19 protein-coding genes are annotated in these 21,088 nt (G+C 70.6%); 10 read left to right on the top strand and 9 right to left on the bottom strand.

Going from position 1 to position 21,088, the window contains the following annotated elements; translation table 11 throughout:
* Positions 1-34 precede the first annotated feature (34 nt).
* Complete coding sequence (gene rph, locus ACIQF0_RS15155) at positions 35-2,557, top strand: rifamycin-inactivating phosphotransferase (RefSeq protein ID WP_401029645.1); 2,523 nt, start codon at positions 35-37, stop codon at positions 2,555-2,557.
* Here the strand turns inward: rph and ACIQF0_RS15150 are convergent.
* Positions 2,554-3,156, bottom strand: coding sequence for a TetR/AcrR family transcriptional regulator (locus ACIQF0_RS15150; protein ID WP_401029642.1), 603 nt, complete (start codon positions 3,154-3,156; stop codon positions 2,554-2,556). The genes rph and ACIQF0_RS15150 overlap by 4 nt on opposite strands.
* Before the next feature lie 109 nt (positions 3,157-3,265).
* Between ACIQF0_RS15150 and ACIQF0_RS15145 the strand changes: the two genes are divergently transcribed.
* From ACIQF0_RS15145 to ACIQF0_RS15135, 3 genes are read left to right on the top strand one after another with little or no spacing between them, the layout of a single operon-like run.
* Positions 3,266-4,495 carry a cytochrome P450 gene (locus ACIQF0_RS15145; protein WP_401029638.1) on the top strand — a complete coding sequence of 410 codons (1,230 nt, stop codon included), beginning with the start codon at positions 3,266-3,268 and terminating at the stop codon, positions 4,493-4,495.
* The gene (locus ACIQF0_RS15140) at positions 4,492-4,686 is read left to right on the top strand and encodes a ferredoxin (RefSeq protein WP_360038463.1); all 195 of its coding nucleotides are present in this window, start codon (positions 4,492-4,494) and stop codon (positions 4,684-4,686) included. Before ACIQF0_RS15145 ends, ACIQF0_RS15140 begins: the two co-directional genes overlap by 4 nt.
* Positions 4,686-5,855: an NAD(P)/FAD-dependent oxidoreductase gene (locus ACIQF0_RS15135; RefSeq protein WP_401029635.1), complete on the top strand. Its 1,170-nt coding sequence runs from the start codon at positions 4,686-4,688 to the stop codon at positions 5,853-5,855. The genes ACIQF0_RS15140 and ACIQF0_RS15135 overlap by 1 nt, the downstream gene beginning before the upstream one ends.
* Positions 5,856-5,876: 21 nt before the next feature.
* Here the strand turns inward: ACIQF0_RS15135 and ACIQF0_RS15130 are convergent, their stop codons facing one another.
* A complete protein-coding gene (locus tag ACIQF0_RS15130) occupies positions 5,877-6,452 on the bottom strand; it encodes a QsdR family transcriptional regulator (protein ID WP_401029633.1) in 576 nt (191 codons plus the stop codon).
* Between the two features lie 61 nt (positions 6,453-6,513).
* Between ACIQF0_RS15130 and ACIQF0_RS15125 the strand changes: the two genes are divergently transcribed.
* Complete coding sequence (locus ACIQF0_RS15125; RefSeq protein WP_401029630.1) at positions 6,514-7,446, top strand: DUF1295 domain-containing protein; 933 nt, start codon at positions 6,514-6,516, stop codon at positions 7,444-7,446.
* 9 nt (positions 7,447-7,455) lie between these two features.
* Here ACIQF0_RS15125 and ACIQF0_RS15120 read toward each other — a convergent pair whose 3' ends face one another.
* The 4 genes from ACIQF0_RS15120 to ACIQF0_RS15105 all read right to left on the bottom strand — a co-directional run bounded on the left by ACIQF0_RS15120 (position 7,456) and on the right by ACIQF0_RS15105 (position 11,985).
* A complete protein-coding gene (locus tag ACIQF0_RS15120) occupies positions 7,456-7,974 on the bottom strand; it encodes an oxidoreductase (RefSeq protein WP_401029627.1) in 519 nt (172 codons plus the stop codon).
* Positions 7,974-8,876, bottom strand: coding sequence for a class I SAM-dependent methyltransferase (locus tag ACIQF0_RS15115; protein WP_401029624.1), 903 nt, complete (start codon positions 8,874-8,876; stop codon positions 7,974-7,976). The genes ACIQF0_RS15120 and ACIQF0_RS15115 overlap by 1 nt, the downstream gene beginning before the upstream one ends.
* 8 nt (positions 8,877-8,884) lie before the next feature.
* A complete protein-coding gene (locus ACIQF0_RS15110; protein ID WP_401029621.1) occupies positions 8,885-9,166 on the bottom strand; it encodes a DUF3040 domain-containing protein in 282 nt (93 codons plus the stop codon).
* A 71-nt stretch (positions 9,167-9,237) separates the two neighbouring features.
* Positions 9,238-11,985 carry a BTAD domain-containing putative transcriptional regulator gene (locus ACIQF0_RS15105; protein WP_401029618.1) on the bottom strand — a complete coding sequence of 916 codons (2,748 nt, stop codon included), beginning with the start codon at positions 11,983-11,985 and terminating at the stop codon, positions 9,238-9,240.
* A gap of 130 nt (positions 11,986-12,115) precedes the next feature.
* Here ACIQF0_RS15105 and ACIQF0_RS15100 point away from each other — a divergent pair, with 130 nt between their 5' ends.
* Complete coding sequence (locus ACIQF0_RS15100) at positions 12,116-12,490, top strand: peptidase inhibitor family I36 protein (protein ID WP_401029615.1); 375 nt, start codon at positions 12,116-12,118, stop codon at positions 12,488-12,490.
* On the opposite strand, the gene ACIQF0_RS15095 is transcribed toward ACIQF0_RS15100, so the two are convergent.
* Positions 12,462-13,931, bottom strand: a complete 1,470-nt coding sequence (locus tag ACIQF0_RS15095) for an amidase (protein ID WP_401029612.1) — start codon at positions 13,929-13,931, stop codon at positions 12,462-12,464. The two genes, ACIQF0_RS15100 and ACIQF0_RS15095, sit on opposite strands and share 29 nt — an antisense overlap.
* Positions 13,932-14,242: 311 nt before the next feature.
* Here ACIQF0_RS15095 and ACIQF0_RS15090 point away from each other — a divergent pair, with 311 nt between their 5' ends.
* Together ACIQF0_RS15090 and ACIQF0_RS15085 are read left to right on the top strand one after the other, a co-directional pair.
* On the top strand, positions 14,243-14,833 hold the full coding sequence (locus ACIQF0_RS15090) for a TetR/AcrR family transcriptional regulator (RefSeq protein ID WP_401029978.1): 591 nt from the start codon (positions 14,243-14,245) through the stop codon (positions 14,831-14,833).
* 20 nt (positions 14,834-14,853) lie between these two features.
* Entirely contained in the window at positions 14,854-16,800 is a 1,947-nt protein-coding gene (locus tag ACIQF0_RS15085) for an ABC transporter ATP-binding protein (protein WP_401029976.1), read from the top strand.
* Positions 16,801-16,803: 3 nt separating this feature from the next.
* Here the strand turns inward: ACIQF0_RS15085 and ACIQF0_RS15080 are convergent, their stop codons facing one another.
* Complete coding sequence (locus ACIQF0_RS15080; protein ID WP_360038487.1) at positions 16,804-17,067, bottom strand: UBP-type zinc finger domain-containing protein; 264 nt, start codon at positions 17,065-17,067, stop codon at positions 16,804-16,806.
* A 56-nt stretch (positions 17,068-17,123) separates the two neighbouring features.
* Between ACIQF0_RS15080 and ACIQF0_RS15075 the strand changes: the two genes are divergently transcribed.
* Positions 17,124-18,791, top strand: a complete 1,668-nt coding sequence (locus tag ACIQF0_RS15075) for an FAD-dependent oxidoreductase (protein WP_401029608.1) — start codon at positions 17,124-17,126, stop codon at positions 18,789-18,791.
* Positions 18,791-20,203, top strand: coding sequence for an ATP-binding protein (locus ACIQF0_RS15070; protein ID WP_401029605.1), 1,413 nt, complete (start codon positions 18,791-18,793; stop codon positions 20,201-20,203). Before ACIQF0_RS15075 ends, ACIQF0_RS15070 begins: the two co-directional genes overlap by 1 nt.
* A 4-nt stretch (positions 20,204-20,207) precedes the next feature.
* Here ACIQF0_RS15070 and ACIQF0_RS15065 read toward each other — a convergent pair whose 3' ends face one another.
* Entirely contained in the window at positions 20,208-21,017 is an 810-nt protein-coding gene (locus ACIQF0_RS15065; protein WP_401029602.1) for an SDR family NAD(P)-dependent oxidoreductase, read from the bottom strand.
* Positions 21,018-21,088 lie beyond the last annotated feature (71 nt).

The following is a 21,088-nucleotide window of genomic DNA, read 5'->3' as shown; positions in this document are numbered from 1 at the left end:
GTGCGCGAGACGAGAAATCGGGGGAAACGAACGGATGAGCGGCTATGTGGTCGGTCTCGATGAAGTCGACAGCACGCGAATTTCGCTCTGTGGCGGAAAGGGAGCGAACCTGGGAGAGCTCACGCGATTCGAGGGCGTCCAGGTTCCTCCCGGCTTCTGCGTGACGACTGAAGCGTTCGACCGGGTTCTGCGGGAGGCGCCGTCGATCGGCGAGCGACTCGACCGGTTGGGACTCCTCGCAGCGGACGACCGGGAGGAGATCGCCGCGCGGAGTGCGGAGGTGCGTCAGGAGATCGAACTTCTCGACATGCCCGGCGAAGTGGCGGCGGCGATCACGGGGGCGCTGGCGCTGCTCGGCGAGCACACCCCCTGCGCGGTCCGGTCGAGCGCGACGGCGGAGGACCTGCCGACCGCGTCGTTCGCGGGCCAGCAGGACTCCTACCTGAACGTCGTGGGAACGGAGGAGGTTCTGCGGCACGTCGTCCGGTGCTGGGCCTCGCTGTTCACCGAGCGCGCCGTGACCTACCGGCTGCGCAACGGTTTCGACCACCGCGACGTGCGGATGGCGGTGGTCGTGCAGCAGATGGTCTCCGCGGACTCGGCCGGCGTTCTCTTCACCGCCGACCCCGTCACGTCCAGCCGCCGGATCTCCTGCGTGGAGGCGGTTTTCGGGCTCGGTGAGTCCTTCGTGTCCGGTCTGGTGAACGCGGACATGTACCGCGTCCTCGACGAGGAGATCATCGAGAAGACGGTCGCCACCGGGCAACCGGCGCTGACGGACGCACAGGTGGTGCGGCTGACTCGGCTCGGCCGGCGGATCGAGGAGCACTTCGGCGGGCCCCAGGACATCGAGTGGTGCCTGGCGGGCGACGAGTTCCAGATCGTCCAGAGCAGGCCGATCACGACGCTGTTCCCCGTCCCTGAGACCGCCGACGACGACAACCACGTCTACGTCTCGGTCGGCCACCAGCAGATGATGACCGACGCCATGAAGCCGCTGGGCCTCTCGGTCTGGCAGCTGACGACGCCCAGGCCGATGGCGATCGCGGCGGGGCGGCTCTTCGTCGACGTCACCCCGATCCTCGCCTCGCCCCAGAGCAGCGCCGCGTTCCTGGACGTCGCGGACAAGTCCGATCCGCTGATGGGCGACGCCCTGCGCACCGTCCTGGGCCGCACCGGCTTCGTCCCCGCGGGCGACGGCGCCGCACCGTCGTTCCCCGGCACCGCGCAGGCCGAGATCGACACCGATCCGGACCTCGTCACCGAGCTGATCGGGAACGCCGAGGCGTCCGTCGCCGTGCTCGAGCGCGAGATCAAGGGGAAGTCCGGATCGGACCTGATCGAGTTCGTCCTCGCGGACTTCGAGGAGCTGCGCCGGATCCTGTTCGACCCGCGCAGCAACCAGGTGATCATGGCCGGGATGCAGGCGACGTGGTGGCTCAACGAGAACCTGCTCGACTGGCTCGGCGAGAAGAACGCCGCCGACACCCTGACGCTGTCCGCTCCGCACAACGTCACGTCCGAGATGGGGCTGGCGCTGCTCGACGTCGCGGACGCGATCCGCCCGCACCCCGAGGTCGTCGCGTTCCTGCAGAGCGCCGGTGACGACTTCCTCGACGAACTGCCCGGGCTCCCCGGCGGTTCGGAGGCACGTGACGCCGTCCAGGACTACCTCGGCAAGTACGGCGTGCGCTGCGTCGGCGAGATCGACATCACCAGGACGCGGTGGAGCGAGCGACCGTCCGCGCTCCTGCCCATGATCCTGACCAACGTCCGGAACTTCGAGCAGGGCGCCGCCGAACTCCGCTTCGACCAGGGCCGGCAGGAGGCGTGGAAGAAGGAGCAGGAGGTCCTGGAACGCCTGCTCGTTCTTCCCGACGGCGAGCAGAAGGCCGCCGACACCAAGCGGATGATCGACCGCGTGCGCACGTTCATCGGCTACCGGGAGTACCCGAAGTACGGGATGATCAGCCGTTACTTCGTCTACAAGCTGGCGTTGCTGGAGGAAGCCGGACGTCTCGCCGGCGCAGGCCTGCTGGAGTCAGAAGAGGACGCGTTCTTCCTGACACTGCAGGAACTTCTCGAACTGACGCGCACCGGCCAGAGCTACGGCGAGGTGATCCACGAGCGCAGGGACGCCTTCAAGTCGTACGAGGTGCTCACTCCCCCGCGCGTGCTCACCTCCGACGGCGAGGCCATCAGCGGCAGCTACCGGCGCGACGACCTGCCGGAAGGCGCGCTCTCCGGCCTGGCCGTCTCCGGCGGGACCGTCGAAGGACGAGCCCGGGTCGTCCTGAACGTGGCGGACGCCGACCTGGAGCCGGGCGACATCCTCGTCACCGCCTACACGGACCCGAGCTGGTCACCGCTGTTCGTGGCGATCTCGGGCCTGGTGACGGAGGTCGGCGGCATGATGACGCACGGCGCGGTGATCGCGCGGGAGTACGGACTGCCGGCGGTCGTCGGCGTCGACCGGGCCACCCGGACGATCCAGGACGGCCAGCGGATCAGGGTGAACGGGACCGACGGGTTCGTCGAGATCCTTCCGGCCGGCTAGCGAGCCGCGGGACTGGGGAACGGGATCGCCTTGGTGTGCAACAGGTCGAGCGTGTCGCGGGTGATGTCAGTGACGTCGGCCTTGCCGCCGTTCGAGGTCCACGTCTGCACGACGACCTCGATCACGTTCATGGTGCTCGCGGCGGTCAGCGCGGCGTGCAGAACGTCCCCGGTCCCGCCCTCCCGCCGGAGGATCTCCTCGGCCAGCCGTTGCCGCCAGCTCCAGCACAGGTCGGCCAGGCCGGCCCGCAGCCCCGTGGTCTTGTCGAAGATGTCGTACAGCGCGAGCAGGCGCGCCGAGTTCGCCCCGATCGTCTGCTCGACGCTGTCGACGACGCCGTAGAGCGCCTCGGACAGCGGCGTTTCGTCGGGCTGGGCGAGGAAGGCGTCCATCGCCGCGTCGAGGCCGTTCTCCACGAAGCTGACGACCAGCGCCTCTTTGGTGGAGTAGTAGCGGTACAGCGTCCGCGTGCCGACCTCGGCCGCGGCGGCGATCTGCTCGATGGTGGTGTCGTCGTACCCCTGCGCGACGAACAGGTCGAACGCCGACTCGGCGATGAACCTCCGAGTGCGTTCCATCTTCGTCTCGCGCAAGCCCACAGCGCACCTCCCTGCCCCGTCTCCCGCGAACGGTAGCACTGCCACATGGCAGTCACTGCCATATGACACGCGGTTGCGGCATGCCATGCCATCTGGCAGTCTCGGTCATATGACAGCGACTGCCATTTTTTCTCGGGAGTTCCCGACCGAACGCGACTCCGGCTGCCCGTTCGACCCGCCCGCCGAGTACGCCGAGCTGCGCGCCCAAGAGGGCACGGCCTCGGTGGCGTGTCCGGTCGGCGTCGACGCCCGCGTGGTCAGCCGGTACGACGACGTGCGCGCGGCGCTGGGCAATCCCAACCTCAGCTCGCACGCCGCCCCGTCCACACACGTGGTGGCAGACGGCCTGCTCGACCGGCCGGTGGCGCCCGGCAGTCTGCTGAACATGGACGGCCCCGGCCACGCCCGGCTGCGGCGCCTGCTGACGCCGGAGTTCACGGTCAAGCGGATCCAGGCCATGCGCCCTTACATCCAGGGCCTGGTGGACGACCACCTCGACGCGCTGCTGGCCCGCACCGGCCCGGTCGACCTGGTGGCGGACTTCGCGCTGCCGATCCCGTCCCTGGTGATCTGCGAGCTGCTGGGCGTCGACTACGCCGACCGCGACCGGTTCCAGGAGCAGACGGCGGTGCTGATCGGCACGAACAGCGACCCCGACGCGCTGCAGCAGGCCAACCAGGAGGTCGTCGGGTTCATGACCCAGCTGGTGCTGACCAAGCTGGCGGCGCCGAGCGACGACCTGCTGGGCAGGCTGATCGTCCGGTCTCGCGAGAACGGCCAGGAGCTGTCGGTCGAGGAACTGGTCACGCTCGGCATCACCCTGCTGATCGCCGGGCACGAGACCACGGCCAACATGATCGGCCTCAGCACGCTGGCGCTGCTGCGCCGGCCCGACCAGCTCGCCGCCCTGCGCGCCGATCCGGGGCTCGCGGGCACCGCCGTCGACGAGATGCTGCGGTACCTGTCGATCGTGCAGTTCGGCGTGCTGCGGCAGGCCACCGGCGACGTGACGATCGGCGACGAGACGATCAAGGCCGGCGAGTGGCTCGTGGCCGCGCTGTCAGCGGGCAACCGGGACGAGTCGGTGTTCCCCGACCCCGACCGCATCGACCTGAGGCGCGAGGCGACCGCGCACCTGGCGTTCGGCTACGGCATCCACCAGTGCCTCGGCCAGCAGCTGGCCAGGGTCGAGCTGCAGGAGGTGTTCGCCCGGCTGCACCAGCGCATCCCGACGCTGCGACTCGCGGTTCCGTTCGAGGACATCGAGTTCAAGAACGACGCGCTGGTCTACGGCGTGCGGTCGCTGCCGGTCACCTGGGACAGCGAGGACAACCGATGAAGGTCCGCATCGACGTGGACGCCTGCGTGGGCGCGGGCCAGTGCGTGCTCGCGGCACCGGACGTGTTCGACCAGCGCGACGAGGACGGCATGGTGGTCCTGCTGGTGGAGAACCCGCCCGCGGAACTGGAGGCGGCCACCGAGCACGCCGCCCTGCTGTGCCCGGCGCTGGCGATCGTCGTGGACAAGTAGTGGGGAACCTCGAACGGGTGGTCGTCGTCGGCGCTTCGGCGGCCGGCGTCACCACCGCCGAGACGCTGCGCCGCGAGGGCTACACCGGCAGGCTCACCCTGGTCGGCGACGAGAAGGTGCTCCCCTACGACCGGCCGCCACTGTCCAAACAGGTCCTGGCGGGCACGTGGGAACCGGAGAAGACGGTGCTGCGGCCCGATTCCGCGTACGTGGACCACGACATCGAGCTGAAACTCGGGAGTGCCGCGAGCGGACTGGACCTCGCCCGTCGCACGGTCGCGCTGTCGAACGGCGAGGAGATCGCCTACGACGGCCTGGTGATCGCCACCGGAACGGCCCCGCGGACACTGCCGTTCGGCCACGACCTCGCCGGGGTGCACGTGTTGCGGACCATCGACGACGCGCTGGCGCTGCGGAGCGACCTGCTGCGGTCGTCCGCCGTCGTGGTCGTCGGAGCGGGGTTCCTCGGCACCGAGGCAGCCGCGTCGGCCCGGCGGCTGGGGCTCGACGTGACGCTGGTCGACCCTCTGCCGCTGCCCCTGGTGCGCCAGTTCGGCGAACGAGTCGCTTCGGCGATCGCCGAGCTCCACGAGGAACAGGGAGTGCGGCTGCGCACCGGAACCGGCGTGACCGCGTTGCACGGCGAAGTCGCGGTGTCCGGAGTCGAACTGACCGACGGAACCGTGCTGCGGGCGGACGTCGTGCTGGTGGCGATCGGCGCGGTGCCCGCCACCGGCTGGCTCGCCGGCTCCGGGGTGCCGGTGGACGACGGCGTGGTGTGCGACGCCACCTGCCGCGCCGTCGACGGCGTGTACGCGGCCGGCGACGTGGCCCGCTGGTTCAACCCTCACTTCGGCACCCTGATGCGCGTCGAGCACCGGATGAACGCCACCGAACAGGGCATGGCGGTGGCCCGCGCCCTGCTCGGCGCGCGGACACCGTTCGCCCCGGTGCCGTACTTCTGGACCGACCAGTTCGACGTGAAGGTCCAGGCGTACGGCGTTTTCCCGGCCGGCGCGGAGACGTCTGTCGTCCACGGGCGGCTCGACGAGCGGAAGTTCGTGGCGCACTACGTCGCGCAGGGGCGGGTCGTCGGCGTGCTGGGCTGGAACATGGCCAGGCAGTTGCGCCAGGACCGGCAGCTGATCGCCCCGGCGACCGCTGCCTGAACGGCCCGTGGTGACAGGCCTTCAGCCGAGGAGCTTGCGGATGATCTCGGTGGCGGTGTCGATGTCCGGCGGGGCGCCGGTGATGACGTCGGAGTAGCAGAAGGACTCGGCGAGCCGGACCACGGCGTAGGCCAGTTTCGTCGGCGGGATCTCCGACGTGTCGTCGCCTCGTTCGGCGCGGATGAGGTCGGCCAGTCCGGCCACGAGGCGGTGTTGCACCACTCCCCGCTGCGAGGTCAGCACCCGCAGCGCGGTCTCGGGATCGCGTTCGAGCAGGGCGCGCAGAGCCGGCGAGGCCACGGTGTCGCGCATCGCCTGGTCCAGCACCGCGATCACCCTGGCCATTCCCCGCTGCGGGCTGGCCAGCCACAGGCGCGCCCACGCCCGCTGCGTGATGGCCCACAGCACCTCGCCCAGCACGTGGTCGCGGTCGCCGTACCGGCGGTAGAGCGTGGCTCGGCCGATGCCGGCCTCGGTGGCGAGTTCGCCCATGTCGATGCGGCTCTCGCGGAGGAACTGCCGAAGCGCGTGCACGATGACCGGATCCACCTCGGGCTCGGTGGTCAGGTTCACGTTGGCCGCAGCGTGAGACAGCATGTATAAAGTGTCTCACTGAGACAATCAGAACGAATGTCTCACCCTGCGCGAGGAGGACCGCATGCGGCGGGTCTGGTCGATGCTGCCGTTCGTCCTGGTCGGAGTCGCGTTGCTGCTGGCCCCGGCCACCGCGGGACCCGCCTGGTGGAACCTGGTGGCACAGGTCGTGTTGTTCACCCTGGCGGCGGCCGTCCCGGGGTACCTCACGCGGCACGTGTCGTACGTCGACGTGGCCTGGCCGTGGGGCCTCGTGGCCATCGGCCTGGTCACCTTGCTCACCGCCGACCGGCTCAGCGTTCCGCTGGTCGCGGTCGCGCTCGCCTACCTGGCCATGGGGGCGCGGATGGGTCTGTGGAGCCTGGTGCTGACCGTGCGGCACGGGTGGTGGACGCCCGGCTCCCCCAAGATCGAACTGCCCCGCTACCAGTACCAGCGGCGACGCTGGGAACGGCAGGGATTCCGCAGCGAGACGTGGTCCGTCCAGTACGAGATCTGGTTGCAGGGACTGGCGAACGCGTCGGTGCTGGCCGTCCCCGCCTTCCTCGTCGCCGCCGGTGAGCGACCGCTGTCCGTCTGGTCCAGCGCCGCTCTGGCTCTCTGGGCCGCGTCCTACGTGCTCGAGTCGGTGGCGGACCGGCAGAAGCAGCGGTTCGCCGCCGGCGGCACGCGGGGTACCTGTGACCGAGGGCTGTGGCGCTACAGCAGGCACCCCAACTACTTCTTCCAGTGGATGCAGTGGAACGCCCTGGTCCTGCTCGCGCTGCCGTCACTGCCGGCCAGGTTCCACGACACCACGCCGCTGGTGTGGGCGCTGCTGACCCTGGGCCTGTTCTTCGCCTCCTGGACGCTGTACGTCACTCTGACCAAGCACACGGGCGCGCGCCCCGCCGAGCACTACAGCCTTCGCAAGCGCCCTGACTACGCGCTCTACCAGGCCAGGACCAACATGTTCTTCCCCGGCCCGGTCAAGACCGCTCGGCAGGGCGCGCGGTAGCGCCGCCTGTCACACCGGCGCCCGGTACCAGCGGCGGTGGACGAGCGGTTCGACGGCCAGCACCCCCGCCGCGGCCGCGATGGCGACCGCCCAGGCGAGCCGGTCGGCCGATCCCGCCACCGACCACACCGCGGCGCCGAGCACGATCGCGGGCCGCATCAGGGTGAACGGGCCGAGGCCGATCAGGATCACGAACGTGCTCTCCCGCATCGGCAACACCCAGTACGCCAGCAGCGAGACCACCACGAGTGCCGCGAACGGCACCACGACCTGGAGCATGCGCACACCCGTGTGGACCAGTTCGTCGTAACGGGCGCCAGGGTCCGCCGAACCGGCCAGGGTCACCGCGACCAGCAGTGCCACGAGCCCGAGCAAGATCGTCCCGCCCGTGAGGCCCCGGCGTGCCGCCAGCAGGTAGTAGGAGCGCTTGTCGATCCGGGCGTTGCGGCCGGTCGCCGCGCGGAAACCCGCGAAACCCCCGTCGACGAGCGCGAGCAGTCCCAGCACGAACGGCACCACCACGGCCATCAACCCGCGACCAGACGCCGTGCGCGCCGTCCCAGGGCTCGACGGACGTCGTCGACCAGCGCCGGGCGGAGGCCGACGACCGGTCTCATCGCCGCGCAGAACGGGTTGGTGTGCCGGAACGACTCGTACAGGAACGCGTCCATCCCGTCCGCCGCCGCGGCAGCGGACAGCAGCACCGTGTCGCCGTGTGCGCGCTGCGCGGACGCGACCCCGTCGTGACGGCCGAGCGGCTCCCGCATCCTGGCGCGGTGGAACAGCCAGGCGCCCAACGGTGCCAGCCGGGTCGCGGCGATGTCGTAGTGGATGAACGCCAGCGCACCGGCGCGGTCCTGGGCGCGGAAGAACTCGGGCAGCCGGTCCGCCGCGAAGTGGTGCAGCACCCCGCACGACAGGTAGACGGTGGCGCCCTCGGCCAGCGCGAACGCGTCCGCGCGGACGAAGGTGCACGGAAGCCCCTCGTCCTCGGCCAGCCGGGTCGCCTCGGCCACCAGGGCGTGGTTGAAGTCCACGCCCACCAGCTCGACGTCCGCCCCCAGCACACCCGAAGCGGCCAGGCTTCGCACCGTGAACCCCACACCGCACCCGATGTCCACCACCCGCAGGCGGCTTCCGGTCGCCCGGAGGACGGCCAGAATCGGCACCAGCAACTCGGCGAACCTCTGTGCCATGTGCAGTTCTTCGTTGAGCCGCTGCAGTTCGGTGTGCACGCGGATCAGGATCCGGTCCACCGCGACGGGGTCCAGGAACTCCCCCGTCACGGGCATCCGCCGCACGATCCGGGCGGCTCGTCCGGCCCCGGCCGCGAGCAGGCGGTCGACCACGTCAGCCCTGCGGACCTGAACGCGCTCGCCGGTGCGCTCGTCCCACTGCGCCACCAGGTCCGAGATCTCCAGCACCCCCACGACTGGAGCTACTCGCGGTGCCCGCGCCAGACCCGCACGGCGAACCAGGCGAACACGCCGAGGACCACGCAGGCGCCGAGCGCGATGAGCACCACGGAGGACAGCGTCACTCCGGCCATCACGACGATCAGCCCGGCCGCATAGGTCAGCAGCAGCCCGGCGACGACCAAGGTCCGGCGCGGCACCCTCGGTGCCGGGCGGGTGAGCTTGGCGGCCAGCTTGGGGTCGTCCTCGGCGAGGCGGCGCTCGATCTCGTCCAGTTCCTGCTGTTCGCGGTCCGGCAGTCTCATTCCCGGTCCTCCCGCTGGGGTGCTCAGGGTGTCACCAACGCCAACGCACGAGACGGCCCAAGGTTCCCCGATCATCGCGCGGACTCGTGGCCGGAGAGCCTCTCCTGCAGCCGGGCGTGCCGGAACTGGTACACCGCGCCGACCTGTCGCAGCACGCCACGGCGGTGCGCGTCGTCGAGGAAGGCCATGAATCGCAACGGAAGGTGGCCGCGAGCGGCCAGCCACAACCGCGTGCAGCCGAAGGCGCCCCACGCGCGGGACAGACAGACGCTGAGCCCCACTGCCAGCCCGAACAGAACTCCGGCCGCCACTGCCTGGCCCACGCCGGGCACGTTCGTGATCACCAGGCCGCCGATCAGCGCCCCGGCGACGCCGTACGTGACGGTGCCCGGCTTCGGCGCGAAGTACCGGCCGAGGAGCGCGGCGGCGACGCCTCCCGCCAGGCTCAGCACCACGTCGAAGCGGCCGTCCAGGAACTGGACGGTCGGCTCGTCCTGGGTGAGGCGCAGCGCGAGGCCGTAGAACAGGCTGAGCGACACCGTGAACGCCAGCGTGAACGACAGAGCGGCGGCGCGGTCCTGGCGCAGCACGGTGCCGGGGCTGGACACCCGGTTGGCGTCCAGCGGCGTGCCGAGCCAGACGTGCACGCCGACGGCCAGGCCGAACACCACCGCGACGAGCCCGATCACCCCGGCGGGCAGCGACCAGCCGAAGCCGAGGCACGCTCCGGCCGCCGCGCCCACCGCGAAGCGGCGGGCGAACCTGCCGGCGATCCCGGTGAAGGTCGCCTCGACCCGCTGCGGACCGGGCCTGCGGCCGATGCCGTGCGTGACGACGCCGGCGGCGCCGAAGGAGACGCCGTAGATCGCCGCGGTGACCGGGTCCGCGGCCAGGGCACCGGCGAGCGCGATCAGCAACGCGGGCGGCAGGCCGAGGTAGAGGCCGACGACGTGGCGCGGCACCGCCCGGTCCAGCCGCCACCAGGCGAGGTCGCGGGTGCGGTCGCGTTCGAGCCGCCGGGCGAGGAACGACAGCCAGCGCTCGACGTCCTTCGGGTCGTAGTCGCGCGGCTCGCCGAGCCTGGCCGGCGGGGACGGACGGCGTGCGTACACGGACGGCAGGTACGCGTCGAGCAGGTGCCGTTCGATCGCGGCGCGGTCCGGAAACCGTGCGGTGTCACAGAGTTCGGCCGGGTCCGTGGCCGGGTTGGCGTAGGCGCTCCTGGCCAGGTCGACCATCAACGGCGTGCGCAGCGCCTGGGCCGGCGCTCCGGCCGGCTCCCGGCGCAGCCTCTCGACCAGCGGCCGCCAGCGGGTCTCGCCGGGACGTCGGCGCGCGGTCAGGAACTCGACGGCGTCCTCGATCTCCACCGGCTCGATCTCCACCACGGCGGCCCTGGTCAGGAACGAGCCCGCGGCCCGCACCGCCAGTTCGTACTCGGCCCCGCGACAGGTCACCACCAGCGGCCGGCCGGAGCCGACGGCCTGGTCGAGGGCGTCGATCGCGGCCGTGTGCAGGCCGGGCGGGGTCTCGTCCAGCCCGTCCAGCACGGGGACGACCCGGCCTTCGAGCACCAGGCGCAGCCCGGCGTCCCGGCCGTAGACGGCGGTGTTGGCCAGCCCCGGATACTCCTCGACCAGCCGCCGGGCCAGCCAGGCGTCCAGGTGCTCGTGGTGCGGATTCCACGACGCCAGCGTCAGCAGCACGGGCACCGGTTCCCCCGGCGGTGGGTCGGCGAGCAGGCCGAGGGTGAGCAGGATGGCCAGCACCGACTTGCCGGCACCGGGCTCGCCCAGCACGACCAGCTGCCGCGACGGGACCTGCCGGAACTTGGCCACGACGTCGGTCAGGTCGCCGCTGAGCACCAGCCGCTCCGAGCCGGTGCCGGGACGCTCGCCCAGCACCGCCGACGCCGAGGCCGCCACCTCGCGTTCGGTGCTCGACCAGCGCAGCGGCACCGGCTTCGGTCGTCGCAACGACCGCATCTCGGCCTCCGCCGTCCACTGCCGGGTGATCGCCGCCGCGAGTTCCTTCGCCGCGCGGTCCAGGTCGTCGGCCGGTGCCGGGGTCGCGCGCTGCTGCCGGTTCTCGCCGCGGAGGACGCGTTCGTGCAGCTTCCGGACGTCCTCGCCGGGATCGATGCCCAGCTCGTCGGCCAGTCCGGCGCGCAGTTGCTGGAACACCCTGAGCGCGTCGGCCTGCCGCCCCGCGCGGTCGAGGGCGAGCATGAGCTGGGCGTGCGGCCGTTCCCGCAACGGGTTCTCGGCCACGACCTCGGCCAGTTCGTCGATGACCTCGCGGTGCTGCCCCAGCTCGAGTTGCCAGTCCACGCACGACTCGAACGCGTCCAGGCGCTGCTCGTCGAGCCGCGCCGCGCGCCCGGCCAGCACGCCGGCGCCGAGTCCGTCGAGCGCCGGGCCGCGCCACAGCTTCAACGCCGTCCTGATCTCGCGCACCCCGTCGCGCAACGCGCCCATGCCGGCCTGCCGGCGCGCCTCGGCGACGTGCTTCGCGAACCGCAGCAGGTCGACCTGGTCGTCGGTGACGACCAGCCGGTAGCCGGGACCATCGGTGACGATCAGCCGCTGCTCGGCGTCGCCCAGCCGGTCCCGCAACGCCGACACGCAGTTCTGCACCTGTTTGGTCGCGGTCGCCGGCGGCTCGTCCTCCCACGTCGACTCGATCAGCCGCGCCATCGGCACGACCGCGCCCGGAGTCAGCAGCAGCGTCGCCAGCACCCGCTGGTGCCGCGTGCCCGGCAGCGCCAGCCGTCCCCCTGCCGTCCAGATCTCCAGTGGCCCCAACACGCAGAAGTCCATCGACTCCCCTCCCCCAGCTGACGATCCTAGCCAGTTGACCTGCGGGAGGACGGCGCGATGACGAGGTGAGGACGGGTCCCTGCAGCGTGGTGACGGGATCTGACATGCGGATCCACAGAGGGGGAAGTTCGTGAAGAACAACCGATTCATCGCGGCCGCGGCAGTGGTGGCGGCAGGCCTGATCTCGATCGGCGGCGCCGCGACGGCGTCCGCCGCGCCCGCCGCGTCCGGGTTCGACCGGTGCGGGGCCGGCAACTTCTGCCTGTTCGAGCACGTCGACGGACAGGGAAGGGTGACGGGCCACAAGGCCGAGAAGCGCACGCTGCCGCTGGACTTCGACAACATCACCTCGTCGATCAGGAACCGGACCGGACAGGTGTGGTCCGTCTACACCGAGGCCAACTTCAAGGGGCGGTGCCTGCCCATCGCGGCCATCTGGACCGGGAACGTCACCCAGTACGACATGAGCGACAAGATCAGCTCGATCCGCCCCGGCGGCTGCTAGGCCTGACGAACTGAGCAGGGGCCTGCCTCGCGTGGGCAGGCCCCTGCTCGAGCAGTTCGGCCAGCCGCAGCGGGGTGCGGTCCTCGAACATCGGCCCGATCAGCTGCACTCCGACCGGCAGGCCCTCGGGTGACAGGCCCGCGGGAACGGCGGTGGCGGGCAGGCCGGGCATGGTGGCCAGGCCGGCCCAGACGAGCTGGTCGAAGTACGGGTGCTCGACGCCGTCGACGTCGATGCGCCGCTCCATCGGGTCGGGGTGGTGGTCGTGCGGGAACGCGGGCGTCGGCGTGATCGGGCACAGCACGGCGTCGAACTCGGCGAACAGCCGCCGCCAGCCGTGGCGGTGGACCTCGCGGCGGTTGTTCGCCTCGATCCAATCGCTGTGGCTGCACACCATGGCGCGCAGCCGCACGGCGTGAAGACTTTGGTCGTCCGCGCTCGGTTCGTGCGATCCGATGGGAAAACGCACGACGGAGCCCGAAACCAGCAACCGCATGTAGAGCGTCGCGGCTTCGACCAGGTCGGGCAGCAACGGGCTGTGCCGTTCGACGCGGGCGCCGCCGTCGGCGAGCGCGGCGGCCACCCGGTTCACGCCCGCCCGCACCGCGGACCCGGTCGGGATCAGCGGGTGGTCGTCGAGGACCAGGACCCGGAAGTCGCGGAGCCGCTCGTGGCGGGCGGGCGGGAGTGCCACGCGGTGGGCCACGCCGAACGTCAGCGGGTCCGGTCCGGCCATGACGTCGAGCAGGAGCGCGAGGTCGCGAGCGGTGCGTGCCATCGGACCGACGACGGCGAGGTCGAGGTCGACGGGCAACGCCGGCTCGGAAGGCGCGACCATGCCCCGGCTGGCCGCCAGTCCGAGCGTCGGCTTGTGCGCGTGAACGCCGCAAAAGTGCGCGGGGGTGCGCAGCGAGCCGGCGATGTCGGAGCCGATGGACAACGCGCCGAACCCGGACGCCAGGGCCGCCGCCGATCCACCGGAGGATCCGCCGGGCGTGCGACCGTGGTCCCACGGGTTGGTGGTGGTCCCGTAGACGTCGTTGAAGCTCTGGATGTCCTGCAGCCCCAACGGCACGTTGGTCTTGCCGAGCACCACCGCGCCCGCGGCCTTGAGCCGTGACACCTGCACCGCGTCTTCTTCCGGCACGTGGTCCCGGTGTGCCGGGATGCCCCAGGTCGTGGGCAGCCCGGCCATGTCGTAGGACTCCTTGACCGTCACCGGAACGCCCAGCAGCGGCCGGTCCTCACCACGTGCGCGGGCCTGGTCGGCTCGGTGCGCGGTGGCCCGCGCACGGTCGAAGTCCGGCACGCAGATCGCGTTGATCACCTCGTCGTCGCGCTCGATGCGGGCGATCGCCTCTTCGGTCAGGTCCACCGACGTCACCGCACCGGCGCGCATCGCGGCAACGAGTTCTTCGGCCGAGTGAAAGCTCCATTCCATGAATCGAAGCTAACGACCTGCCAAAGAGGGCACGAAATCCCGATTCACGAAACAGCAATGCCGAAAATTCGAACGAAGAAGGCAGATCACCGCAGCTCACAGCTCCGAAAGCGGGCCAACTCCCCCACCGAAGCCATGAAATGCGGCATCACGCAACGGGATCGACGTCTCACCACATCAGGCCACCGCGGATTGCCGCGGAACGGTGGTTCGTCCGCCGGGGCGTCGATACTCGTTTGACGGAGTGAGCACTCACTCCGCATGATGGACGCATGACACCAGCACCCGAGACCCGGCGCAGAGCGCCGAGCATGAGCGCCGAGGACCGGCGCGCCATGATCGTGCACGCGGTGCTGCCGCTCCTGATCGAGCACGGCGCCAACGTGACCAGCAGCCAGATCGCCCGCGCAGCCGGCATCGGCGAGGGCACCATCTTCCGCGCGTTCAAGGACAAGGACGAGCTGTTCGACGCGTGCACGGCCGAGGCACTGCGACCCGACCACGTGCTCGACGCGATCGCCGAGATCCCCGTCGAGCAGCCCCTGGAAGACCGGCTCGTCGAAGCCGCGGAAGCGCTCGGCGCGCACCTCGAGCGGATGGGCGCGCTGATGGGCGCGCTGCACGCGTCCGGCCGGATCAAGCACCGCGACCCCGAACAACGCCACAAGGACCAGCGCGGCAGCTGGAAGGGCGGGCGCCGCGAGTCGATGGCCGCCATCCGAGGGGCGATGGTCGAGTTGTTCACGCCGGAGAAGGACCGGCTGCGGCTGCCACCGGAGCAACTCGCGGCCCTCTTCCTGACCTTGCTGTTCGGCGGCCGCCGGCTGGCCGCGGACGTCGACGCGCCCACCACGCGCCAGGTGGTCGACTTCTTCCTGCACGGCGCCGTGGAGGCTGAATGATCCCGGGCGGCGGGGGCGGCATGGAGTTCATGCTGGGCCGGCGCGGCCGTCGGCGGCGCGCCACGACGGTGCCGGAGAGCGGACTCACCGGACCCGTCGACATTCCGGAACCGAAACCGGACGACGAACCGAAGGACCTGCGCTCCCGGCTGAAGCGCGCGAAGACGTCCGTGGCGGGCACCGTCCGCGGCCTGCCGAAGGTCGCGAGGCTGACGTGGCAGGCCAGCCCGACCCTGACCATCCTGCTCGCGTTGATCACGCTCCTGTCGGGACTCCTGCCGACCGTGACCGCGTACATCGCGAAGCTGCTGCTGGACTCCGTCGTCGCGGCGATCCAGCACACCGGCACCACGGGTGACATCGCGAAGGTCGCGTTGCTCCAGTTCGGCGTGCTCGGCGCGACCGCGGTCAGCAGCGCGCTGACGTCGATCGCGCAGGCACTGCTGCAGGAACGCATGACGCTGACCATCCGCCACCGGGTGATGCAGCACGCCAGCGACCTGCACCTCGCCTACTTCGAGGGCTCGACGTCGTACGACATGCTGCGTCAGGCCGCGCAGGAAGCGCCGACGCGGCCGTTGTCGATGATGAACTCCGCGCTGGGACTGCTGCGGACGCTGATCACGTTCGGCAGCATGATCGCACTGCTCGTCTCGATCAGCCCGCTGCTGGCCCTGGTAGCGCTGGTGGCGCCGATCCCGGCGTTCATCTCGCAGTCGAAGTACGGCTCACGCGCGTTCTGGCTGACCTTCATGATGTCGCCGATCAAGCGGCGGATGGACTACCTGTCCTCTTTGGTCACGACGGACACCTACGCCAAGGAGACGAAGCTGTTCGGGCTCGGCCCGTACTTCGTCGACCGGTTCCGCCGGCTCGGCACCGTCTCCTACGAGCGGCAGCGGAAGCTGACGGTCAACCGCAACATCAGCTCGACGTCGTGGGGACTGCTGAGCACGGCCGCGGGTTCGGCCATCACGCTGTACATCGCGCTGGAAGCGGTCGGCGGCCGGCTCACGCTGGGAGATCTGGCGCTGTACACGGCCGCGGCGGCGTCCGTGCAGGCGTCGGTGTCCGGGCTGTTCACGGCGCTTTCGGGGATGTACGAGAACAACCTCTACCTCGACACGCTGTACAAGTTCCTGGACACCGAACCGGAGATCACGGCGCCGGCGTCACCACGACCGATGCCGTCCACAGTGGAGGGTCACATCGAGTTCGACTCGGTGACCTTCAGCTATCCGGGCGCCGAGGAGCCGGCGCTCGACGCCGTCAGCTTCGAGATCCGGCCCGGCGAGACGGTGGCCGTGGTGGGCCGCAACGGCGCGGGCAAGTCGACGTTGTTCAAGCTGCTCTGCCGGCTCTACGACCCGACCGGCGGCCGCATCCTGCTCGACGGCGTCGACATCCGCGAGTACGACCCCGACGCACTGCGCACGCGGATCAGCGCCATGTTCCAGGACTACGTGACGTACCAGGGCACGGCCGCGGAGAACATCGGCCTCGGCGACCTGACGCGACTGGAAGACCGGCCGCACATCGAGGACTCGGCCCGCCGCGCCGGCGCGGACGAGCGGATCGAGCGGCTGCCCCAGGGCTACGACAGCCCGCTGGGCCGCTGGTTCGACCAGGGCGTCAGCCTGTCCGGCGGCGAGTGGCAGAAGATCGCGCTGGCCAGGGCGTTCCAGCGGGAGGCACCGATCCTGGTGCTCGACGAACCGACGTCGGCGCTGGACGCGCGGGCCGAGCACGACCTGTTCTCGCGACTGCGGGAGCTGTCGGAGGGCCGCACGACGCTGTACATCTCGCACCGGTTCTCTACCGTGCGACAGGCGGAGCGGATCCTGTTGCTGGAGCACGGGAAGGTCGCCGAGTACGGGACGCACGAGGAACTGATGGCGGCCAAGGCCGGGTACGCCGAGCTGTTCACGCTGCAGGCTCAGGCGTACCTGGACGAGGTGCCCGGCTGAGGATCACACGACCGTGTTGTCCACGAAGCACCAGCGCCAGGTCTCCCCCGGCTCGAACGAGCGCATGATCGGGTGCCCCTCGTCGGCGAAGTGCTTCGAGGCGTGCTTGGCGGGCGACGAGTCGCAGCAGGCGACCTTGCCGCACCCCAGGCACAGGCGCAGGTGCACCCACCCGCCGCCGACGGCCAGGCAGTCCTCACACCCCTCCAGCGTGCTGGGAGTGGGCTCCGCGCCCAGTTCGGCGACGTGTTCGCAAGTAGTTGCCACGGCACGACGGTACCTCTGTTGCTGTCATCGACAAGTTCTGGTGTTTGACTGGGCGCATGACGACTGCCGGCCGCGTCGCGCGGCCTTCGATTCTCACGGTGGACGACGATCCCGCCGTGTCGCGGGCGGTCGCGCGCGACCTGCGCCGGATGTACGGCGAGCACTACCGGATCGTCCGGGCGGAGTCCGGGTCCCAGGCGCTGGAGGCGCTGCACGAGATCAAGCTGCGCGGTGAGGAGGTCGCGGCGCTGCTCGCGGACTACCGAATGCCGCAGATGAGCGGCATCGAGTTCCTCGAGCAGGCCATGGACGTGTTCCCCCAGGCACGCCGGGTGCTGCTCACGGCGTACGCCGACACCGACGCCGCGATCCAGGCGATCAACGTCGTGGACCTCGACCACTACCTGCTCAAGCCGTGGGATCCGCCGGAGCAGAACCTCTATCCGGTGCTCGACGAGCAGCTGCGGGCCTGGGCGGTGAGCGACCGGCAGCCACCACAGCGGGTGCGGGTGATCGGGCACCGCTGGTCGCCGCGTTCCTACGAGGTGCGTGACTTCCTGGCACGCAACAACGTTCCCTTCCGCTGGCACGCGCTCGACGAGCCGGAGGCGCGCTGCCTGCTCACGGCGGCGCATCAGGACGGGACGACGCTGCCGGTCGTGGTCACGGCTCAGGGCACGGCTCTCGTCGACCCGTCGGACGCGGAGCTCGCCGCCGAGGTGGGCCTGAGCACGACGCCGTCGGCCGACTTCTACGACCTGATCGTCGTGGGCGGCGGGCCCGCCGGGCTCGGCGCCGCGGTGTACGGAGGGTCGGAGGGACTGCGGACCGTCCTGGTGGAACGGATCGCGACGGGCGGCCAGGCGGGGACCAGCAGCCGCATCGAGAACTACCTGGGCTTCCCGGACGGGGTCTCCGGCGGGCAGCTGACCGAACGGGCCCGCAGGCAGGCGGTCAAGTTCGGCGTCGAGCTGCTCACCACCCGCGACGTCGTCGCGCTCGAGCGCCGGGGTGCCGCGCGGATCGTGCGGTTCGGCGACGGCACCGAACTCGCCGCCCACACCGTCATCCTCGCCACCGGTGTGTCGTACCGGTTGCTCGACGCGCCCGGACTCGGCGAGCTGACCGGGCGGGGCGTGTACTACGGCGCCTCGACCACGGAGGGCCCGAACTGCGCCGGTCAGGACGTCTACCTGGTCGGCGGGGCGAACTCCGCGGGCCAGGCGGCCGTCTACTTCTCCGGGCACGCGCGCAAGGTGGTGATCCTGGTCAGGGGTGACTCGCTGGAGCAGTCGATGTCGCGGTACCTGATCGACCAGCTCGCGGCGATCCCGAACGTGGAGGTGCGCACGCGCACCGAGATCTGCGGCGGCACGGGTGAGGACCACCTCGAGACGCTGACGTTGTTGCACAACAAGACCGGCGAGACGACGACCGTCGAGGCGAGCTGGTTGTTCGCGTTCATCGGCGCCGCCCCGCGCACGGACTGGCTGGACGGCACACTGGAGCGCGACGAGCACGGCTTCCTCCTCGCTGGCCCCGACCTCGGCGGATCACCGTCCGGGTGGGACCTCGAGCGGGCGCCGTACCACCTGGAGACGAACGTGCCCGGCGTGTTCGTCGCGGGGGACGTCCGGGCGGACTCGGTGAAGCGGGTCGCGTCCGCGGTCGGGGAGGGTGCCATGGCGGTCACGCTGGTCCACCGTTATCTGGAGAGGTCGTGATGGAGAGACTCACTGCGGCTGACCTGCGCGAACTGTTCCTGTTCGAGAAGCTCGACCAGGAACAGCTGGACTGGCTCGCGGGCCACGGCCACATCGAGACCCGCGCGGCGGGCACGCCCGTGCTCACCGAAGGCGAGCCCGCGACGTGCTTCTTCGTGCTGCTCGAGGGCACGGTCGCCCTGTGCCGCACCATCGGCGGCCAGCGGATCGAGGTGAGCCGCAGCGACCTGCGCGGCTCGTACTTCGGTGCCACCCAGGCCTACCTGGAGCTCGACCAGCCGACCTACCAGATGACCGTCGAGTCGATCACCGCCACGTCGATGCTGCAGTTCGACGCGGACGAGTTCGGGCCGATGATCCGCACGTGGTTCCCGATGGCGATGCACCTGCTGGAGGGCCTTTTCTGGGGCATGCGGAACACCCAGGCGACGGTGGGCCAGCACGAACGGCTCACCGCGCTCGGCGCCCTGTCCGCGGGTCTCACCCACGAGCTCAACAACCCGGCCGCGGCCGCCGTGCGAGCGACCGCGGCACTGCGCGAGCGGGTCGCGGGCATGCGGCACAAGCTCTCCCTTCTCGCGCAGGGAGCGCTCGACCCGGCCACGCTGCCCTCACTGGTGAAGCTTCAGGAGAAGGCGGTCGAACGGGTCGCCAAGGCACCGAAGCTCAGTCCACTGCAGGCCAGCGACGCCGAGGACGAGGTCGCCGACTGGCTCGACGACCACGACATCGGCGGCGGCTGGGACGTCGCACCCGTGCTGGTCGCGGCCGGGCTGGACGTCGAGTGGCTGGAGAGCGAGCTCAAGGCGTGCCCGGCGGCGGTCACCGGTTCGGCCGTGCACTGGCTCAGGTACACGGTCGAGACCGAGATGCTGATGAACGAGATCGAGGACGCCACCACCAGGGTGTCCACTTTGGTCGGTGCGGCCAAGCAGTACTCGCAGATGGACCGCGCGCCGTTCCAGGTGGTCGACGTGCACGAGCTGCTCGACTCCACCCTGGTCATGTTCGGCGGCAAGCTCGGCGACGTCCGGCTGGTCAAGGACTACGACCGGACGCTCCCCCACATCCCCGCCTACGCGGGCGAGCTCAACCAGGTGTGGACGAACATGATCGACAACGCCCTGAGCGCGATGGGCGGTTCGGGCACGTTGACCGTGCGGACCTCCAGGCAGGACGAGCACCTCGTCGTCGAGATCGGCGACACCGGCCCCGGAATCCCGGCCGAGGTGAAGAGCCGGATCTTCGAACCGTTCTTCACCACCAAGCCGGTCGGGGAGGGCACCGGGCTCGGGCTGGAGATCTCGTGGCGGATCGTGGTCAACAAGCACCACGGCTCCATCCGCGTGGAGTCGGCGCCGGGCGACACGCGGTTCCAGGTCGTGCTGCCCCTGGACGCGATGGGACCGTGACAGCTCAGGGCACGTCGGTGACCACGTCGAGGCCGAGCTTGCGGTTGAGCGCGGCGACGGCGTTGGTGACCGTGCGGCGCGGCATCACCCGCGACACCAGCGTGGTCAGCCGATTCACGCCGCGGCCGGGATAGGACGCGACGCGCCCGCGCGTGTAGTCGTCGAGCGTGCGGGCGGCGACCGACTCCGGCGAGTCGGTCACGCGCGGATCCATCGTGGCCGTGGTGCCGTCGAAGAAGCCGGTGTCGGTCGCTCCGGGATGCGCGGCCATGACGCGAACGCCGGAGCCACGCAGTTCCTCGGCGACGGCCTCGGTGAACGACAGGACGAACGCCTTCGTCGCGGCGTAGCTCGCCTGGTAGGGCATCGGCTGGAACGCCGCCGTCGAGCCCACGTTGATGATGCCGCCCGCTCCCCTGGCCGCCATCTCGCGCCCGAACAGGTAGGTGAGCTCCATCAGCGCGCCGACGTTGAGCGCGACCGAGCGGGTGCTCTGTTCGAAGGGACGCTCGAGGAACCGGCCGGCCGAGCCCGAGCCCGCGTTGTTCACCAGCAGGTCGACCTGGACGCCGAGACCGGCGACGGCCTTGGCGACGGTCTCGGGGCCTGAAGGGTCCGCGAGATCCACGCCGATGACCGCCGCCGTCACACCGTGCGCGGCCCGCACCTCTGCCGCCAGGGTTTCCAGCGCCGCCGTGCCGCGTGCCACCAGCACCAGGTTGGCGCCCCTGCGTGCCAGTTCCACCGCGTACGCACGCCCGAGCCCTTTCGACGCTCCGGTGACGAGCGCGGTGATGCCGTTCAACGAGTCCATGACCCACCCAAGTCGTTCGAGTCTCGAAGTATCTTCGAGCGAGCATAACAAGTTCGAGACTCGAAGCAAAT

This window comes from Lentzea sp. NPDC092896, assembly GCF_044754905.1.
Lineage (GTDB): Bacteria > Actinomycetota > Actinomycetes > Mycobacteriales > Pseudonocardiaceae > Lentzea.
The sequence above is the reverse complement of the archived record's forward strand: the minus strand, read 5'-3'. Positions and strand labels throughout refer to the sequence as shown.

Bases quoted from the DNA above. Each gene is read 5' to 3' on its own strand.
- rph (WP_401029645.1), top strand. From the start codon at position 35: ATGAGCGGCTATGTGGTCGGTCTCGATGAAGTCGACAGCACGCGAATT.
- ACIQF0_RS15145 (WP_401029638.1), top strand. From the start codon at position 3,266: ATGACAGCGACTGCCATTTTTTCTCGGGAGTTCCCGACCGAACGCGAC.
- ACIQF0_RS15140 (WP_360038463.1), top strand. From the start codon at position 4,492: ATGAAGGTCCGCATCGACGTGGACGCCTGCGTGGGCGCGGGCCAGTGC.
- ACIQF0_RS15130 (WP_401029633.1), bottom strand. From the start codon at position 6,452: ATGCTGTCTCACGCTGCGGCCAACGTGAACCTGACCACCGAGCCCGAG.
- ACIQF0_RS15125 (WP_401029630.1), top strand. From the start codon at position 6,514: ATGCGGCGGGTCTGGTCGATGCTGCCGTTCGTCCTGGTCGGAGTCGCG.
- ACIQF0_RS15120 (WP_401029627.1), bottom strand. From the start codon at position 7,974: ATGGCCGTGGTGGTGCCGTTCGTGCTGGGACTGCTCGCGCTCGTCGAC.
- ACIQF0_RS15110 (WP_401029621.1), bottom strand. From the start codon at position 9,166: ATGAGACTGCCGGACCGCGAACAGCAGGAACTGGACGAGATCGAGCGC.
- ACIQF0_RS15105 (WP_401029618.1), bottom strand. From the start codon at position 11,985: ATGGACTTCTGCGTGTTGGGGCCACTGGAGATCTGGACGGCAGGGGGA.
- ACIQF0_RS15095 (WP_401029612.1), bottom strand. From the start codon at position 13,931: ATGGAATGGAGCTTTCACTCGGCCGAAGAACTCGTTGCCGCGATGCGC.
- ACIQF0_RS15090 (WP_401029978.1), top strand. From the start codon at position 14,243: ATGAGCGCCGAGGACCGGCGCGCCATGATCGTGCACGCGGTGCTGCCG.
- ACIQF0_RS15085 (WP_401029976.1), top strand. From the start codon at position 14,854: ATGGAGTTCATGCTGGGCCGGCGCGGCCGTCGGCGGCGCGCCACGACG.
- ACIQF0_RS15075 (WP_401029608.1), top strand. From the start codon at position 17,124: ATGACGACTGCCGGCCGCGTCGCGCGGCCTTCGATTCTCACGGTGGAC.
- ACIQF0_RS15070 (WP_401029605.1), top strand. From the start codon at position 18,791: ATGGAGAGACTCACTGCGGCTGACCTGCGCGAACTGTTCCTGTTCGAG.
- ACIQF0_RS15065 (WP_401029602.1), bottom strand. From the start codon at position 21,017: ATGGACTCGTTGAACGGCATCACCGCGCTCGTCACCGGAGCGTCGAAA.